This is a genomic window from Streptomyces niphimycinicus (assembly GCF_018883605.1).
GTDB classification, from domain to species: Bacteria; Actinomycetota; Actinomycetes; order Streptomycetales; family Streptomycetaceae; genus Streptomyces; species Streptomyces niphimycinicus.
In genome coordinates, this window is record NZ_JAHLEM010001275.1 from 1 (window position 1) to 999 (window position 999).

The window sequence follows — 999 nt, forward strand, 5'->3', positions numbered from 1 at the left end:
AGCGCCAGCGCGGGGGCGAGGTGCCCGGGTGACCGCAGCAGCAGCCCGAAGGCGCCCGCGCCGCACAGCGCCGCCGCCGACAGCAGCACGAGATAGCCGGCCGTGTCCCCAGGCACCAGAGCGGTGGCGGCGCAGGCCACCGCCACGGCGGCCAGATACAGCGCGGCTGCGGTGTGGGTGGCGCGCCGGACACCCTGGCGCACCGGCACGGTGGCGTAGCCGCCCTCGCGGTCGCCGTCGACGTCGCGGAGGGTGCCGACGAGGTTGGACGCGGTGTCATGGGCCAGGAAGACCAGGGCGAACGGCAGCGCCCGCCACGGTGGCCACGGCTGGACGGCCATCGCGCCGAAGAGCACGGTGAGGGCGGTCAGCATGCCCCGTATGAGATTGCCCGACAGGCCACGTCCCTTGAGCACCCGGCTGTAGGCCACGATGCCCGCCATGGCGGCGGCGGCCACGGCCACGGCGCGCCAGTTGGCCCACAGGGCCAGCGCGGCCACGGCGATGACGCAGCCGATGCCCGTGGCCACGGCGGCTCGTGGGCTCAACCGGCCTGAGGGGATGGGTCGTTGGGGCTTGCTGAGCGCGTCGAGGTCACGGTCGTAGTAGTCGCCGAGATAGTGGCCGGCGACCCAGCCGAGGGTCGGTGCGGCCCAGGCCACCACCAACTGCCCCGTGACGGGGTGCGATCCGGCGAGGGTGGCTCCGGCCAGGCCGACCAGCCCGGGATACCAGAGGGTGTACGGGCGCCAGGTCTGGAGATGGGCCAGGAGTGCGGTGCGCGGGGCCGCCACGGCGTCACCGGTCCCGGCTGACCGACAGATCGGCCACCGCCGCGAGCACGGCGGTGGCCCGGGAGGGGGGCAGCTCCGCCAGACAGGACTTGGCCCGGTCCGCCTGGGCGGTGGCCTGGTGCCGCGCGGCGTCGAGCGCGCCGGTGGTCTCCAGCAGTTCGTGCACCGTGCGCAGCGCGTCGGCGGCGGGCAGGGCGCCGCCGAG

1 protein-coding gene and 1 pseudogene are annotated in these 999 nt (G+C 75.6%); both read right to left on the reverse strand.

What is annotated here, in order from left to right:
- On the reverse strand, positions 1–794 hold a 794-nt coding region (locus tag KN815_RS49315; RefSeq protein ID WP_216348229.1), incomplete at its 3' end, for a UbiA family prenyltransferase.
- A gap of 4 nt (positions 795–798) precedes the next feature.
- Positions 799–999 (reverse strand): annotated as a pseudogene (locus KN815_RS49320) (polyprenyl synthetase family protein); the annotation flags it as partial.